This window comes from Cupriavidus mimosae (assembly GCF_023952485.1).
GTDB lineage: Bacteria > Pseudomonadota > Gammaproteobacteria > Burkholderiales > Burkholderiaceae > Cupriavidus > Cupriavidus taiwanensis_C.
On the sequence record NZ_JALHRY010000055.1, the window covers coordinates 1 to 3,862 of the forward strand.

Consider the following 3,862-nt stretch of genomic DNA (forward strand, 5'->3'; position numbering starts at 1 on the left):
CGCCTTGCGGGGAAAAACTCATCGCTAGCGCGATGAGTACTTCAGCAGCCTGCTAGAGGCATCAACCTGATACCTCGCATGCGCAATATCAAGAACCTTGTGCTGTACAAGGCGGACCGACGACGCCGATACGACCATATCGAGCGCCTGTGCCGCCGGTCCATCGACTGGGACCTGATCCAACGACACTACCCCGACATGATGCGGGTTGCCGTCTCGATCAAGGCCGGCAAGATGCCGCCGTCGACCATCCTGCGCCGGCTGGGTTCGGAGAGTACGAAGAATAAGCTATACTTTGCGTTCCGGGAGCTGGGCCGCGTCATCCGCACGGTGTTCTTGCTGAAGTACCTGGACGACCCGGAACTCCGTCGCACCATTCATGCCGCAACGAACAAGAGCGAATAGTTCAATGGATTTGCGCAGTGGTTGATGGAGACCGCGCCAAAACGGGGGCAGACGACCGGACCCCGGACCGCTGCCGAGCAACTTTGCTCGCTGGCCGCATAATCCTAGCACCCCCGCGACTCCCGGCTGGCACTACCTCCTTATCGCGACAACCTTCTCCCCTCGGTGTGTTAGCTCAGTCCTCAGCCGAGAGGATCGTCCCAGTTCTAGGGTTGTTGTCAAGCCGCGCCCAGCCAGGACAGCTCTGTCCGTTGCATGGCTTGCCATCGCTGCGCCAGATGGCTCCATCGTCATGCAACTGGTACAGCACACCAGCTGCACCTGCAATCGTTTGCGCGTGTCCATTATTGTCCATCAGCCGCCATCCAGGACACGATTGAACTGCGCATTTCTGGCCGGTGGACTCTCAGATTCGCCCATCGTCGTGACGCTGATACAACTCGCGCCCCCCTGCAATGATGTCGACCGTGCGCGGGTCATTGTCCATCATTTGCCATCCTGGGCACGACGGCCCGGAACACCGTACGCCGGTGTGCGTCCAGATCCGACCATTGTCGTGCAGCTGATGCAGCAGTCCGCCAGCCGCGACGAGCTTTCTGGTTTGCGGGTTGTTGTCGAGCATGATCCAACCGGGACAAGACTCGCCCGTGCAGTTGACGCCGGTCCAACGCCAAATCCGACCGTTGTCGTGCAGTTGGTACAGCTGCCCACCACCCGCCACAATGTCGCGCGTAGCCGAATTCTGATCGAGACGCACCCAGCCGGGACAGCTCTCGCCGCTGCAGGCCTGGCCAGTGAAGCGCCACACCTGTCCGTTGCTGTGCAACTGGAAGAGCTGGCCCGCAGACGAGACGATCTTGGTCGTGCTCGGGTTGTTGTCGAGCAACTCCCAGCCAAGACAAATGTCATCAGTGCAGGGTCGGCCGATCGATCGCCAGATGCGGTCGTCGCGGTGCAGCTGATACAACCTGCCACCGCTCGCGGCAAGTGCCTTCGTGTTCGGATTGTTGTCAAGCCGTTGCCATGACGGACAAGACTCACCGGTGCAAGCCCCGCCGATTGACTGCCATATCGCGCCGTCGTTATGCAGTTGGAACAGTTTGGGCGCATGGAGTTGATACAGCAGGGCGTTCTCGCCATCTGCTGCCGCCACCAGCTTTGTACGCGGGTTGTTGTCCAGCATGTCCCAGCCTCGACAAGCTTCGCCGGCGCAAGGCGAGCCGGTGAACCTCCAGACGCGTCCGTCATGGTGCATCTGGTAGACACCGCCTGCAATAGCGGTGGAATGGAGGTTGTTGTCCATCCTCACCCAGCCCGGGCAATTTTGACCGGAGCATGCGGCGCCGTTCGAGCGCCAGATCCATCCGTTGCGGTGCCGCTGGAACAGGCCACCTGCGTTGGCACTGAAGTCGACCGTGGCGGGGTTGTTGTCAAGCTGCACCCAGCCCGGACAACTCTGGCCAGCACAGGCTTGGCCCGTCGAACGCCAGATCCGGCCGTTGAAATGCATCTGATACAGCATACCGTCCGCGGTCCGGATGGCCACGGTGGCCGGGTTGTTGTCGAGCATGCGCCAGTGCGGGCAACTGTCACCTCTGCACGGACTGCCGGTCCATTCCCAGATGCGGCCGTCCCGGTGGAGCTGGTAGAGCTTGTTGCCGTTGGCGGCGATGGCTACAGTGGCCGGGTTGTTGTCCAGCCGCTGCCAGCCCGGACAGTTTTCTCCCGAGCACGCGACGCCAGTAGATCGCCAGATCCGGCCATCGTTGTGCAGTTGATAGAGATCCGCGCCACCGGCCGCGATCGCCACCGTCTTCGGGTTATTATCGAACATCTGCCAGCCGGGGCAGCTGTCGACGTTGCAAGGTGTTCCGTTCGAGCGCCAGATGCGGCCATCGAGGTGCAACTGGTAGAGACGCTCGCCGCCAGCGGCGATCTGCACGGTGCGGATGTTGTTATCCAGCATCTGCCATCCGGGGCAGCTGTCGCCGACGCAGGGGGCTCCGGTCGAGCGCCAGATTGCGCCCGCCCAACGGCTCTCGATGTCCACGCCCACCCGCCAGACGCCGCGGCCGCGCGCGCCGACATAGACATTCATCCGTTCATTACCTAGCGATTCAAAGTGCGCAAACAGCGGCCGGGAAATGTGTGGGCGCAGCGTCGAGTTGCTGACTGGATCGGTAAGTGGCGTCCAACTCGTTCCCCCATTTGCGCTCAGGTACAGGCCCGAGTCTTGCCCACCAATGAGGATCACGCTGCGGTTGCGCGGGTTGATCGCAACCAGCGAGGCCTGCGGATAGCCATTACCGGTACCGAACGCACCAAACCCCTGCTGGACGCGGGCCAGGAATGCGCCGTTGCCCGTCAGCAGTGTGTCGATGCCGGGAACGACTGCCCAATTGGCGCCACCGTCGATCGTGCGCACCATCGAGGGTGAGGCCCCCGAAAGGTCGTTGGCGATGATGTGGTTGAAGTCGGAACGGTCGACCCCGAACGCACCGAACTGACTATTGCCATTGCGGGCCACCTGCACCCAGGCGCCGATCGAAGTCGCACCTTCGTGTCGCCAGAGCGACCCCGTGCCGCCCAGGTTGCACGCTCCGATGCCCGCGCGCAGGTAGAACACCGAGGTGCCATCGTTGCGCCTGGACACGTTGATGCCGCAGGCGTTGGCTGGCGCGCCCGTGCCCAGCGTGCGCCAGGTCACCGTATTGCTCGAGATGTTGGAGGTGAAAAAAACACCGCTGCTGGTGACCACCGCATAGCTGTTGCTGGCGTAGTTCACCAGGGATCGGTTGTCCTTGAATCCTGTGAGGCTGCCGGCCGGATAGGTTTGGATTTCAGTGCCGCTGCTCATCGCGTCGCCGTCGAGGAACATGCGCGTGGCGGGCGCCACGTTGAAGCGACAGACGGTGTAGACCACCCGACCGGCTTCGGCTTCTACATCAAAGACATCGCAACATGTCGGGCTGTTCCAGTCCCGCGTCGCTTTTCCGCCGTCGCGCGTGCCAAAGCCACCAGAGTCCTGCTGGCCGATGTAGACGCCTTTCTCGCCCTGCGCTGCGCGTTCATTGCCGGCCATCGACCAGAGCCATAGCGCGGTGACGGTCGTCGTTTGCTGCTGCCAGCGCGGGTCGTGGCAGTCTGCCCCCGTGCGCTGGTTGAAGTAGATGCCGCCGTCGTTGGAGAACAGGGCGGGGCACGCGTTGAGGCCGCTGGCCGTATTGAAGGCAATGTCACCAACGTCCCAGTGCGCCCCGGTCTGCGCGGCTGCCCACGCCGAACTGGCGGGACAACGAGCCGCCGTCGACGCTGTGTTCGTTGGCGTCGCGCAGGCCGCTCGATAGAGTTGAGTGTCTCCGAACCACAGATCGAAAGCGCGCCCGTCGCGATCGTTCACCTTCACGAACGGGATGCGCCCCTGGGGGCCGGGGTTGGAGAATTGTGTGGGCCAGGT

The 3,862-nt window shown here is 62.6% G+C and carries 1 protein-coding gene and 1 pseudogene; one reads left to right on the forward strand and one right to left on the reverse strand.

Annotation, left to right across the window (positions count from 1 at the left end; all coding sequences use genetic code 11):
* Positions 1 to 57 precede the first annotated feature (57 nt).
* A pseudogene (locus MKD50_RS30095) lies at positions 58 to 402 on the forward strand (Tn3 family transposase); the annotation flags it as partial.
* A gap of 409 nt (positions 403 to 811) precedes the next feature.
* Here the strand turns inward: MKD50_RS30095 and MKD50_RS30100 are convergent.
* On the reverse strand, positions 812 to 3,811 hold the full coding sequence (locus MKD50_RS30100) for a beta propeller repeat protein (RefSeq protein WP_012354652.1): 3,000 nt from the start codon (positions 3,809 to 3,811) through the stop codon (positions 812 to 814).
* Positions 3,812 to 3,862 lie beyond the last annotated feature (51 nt).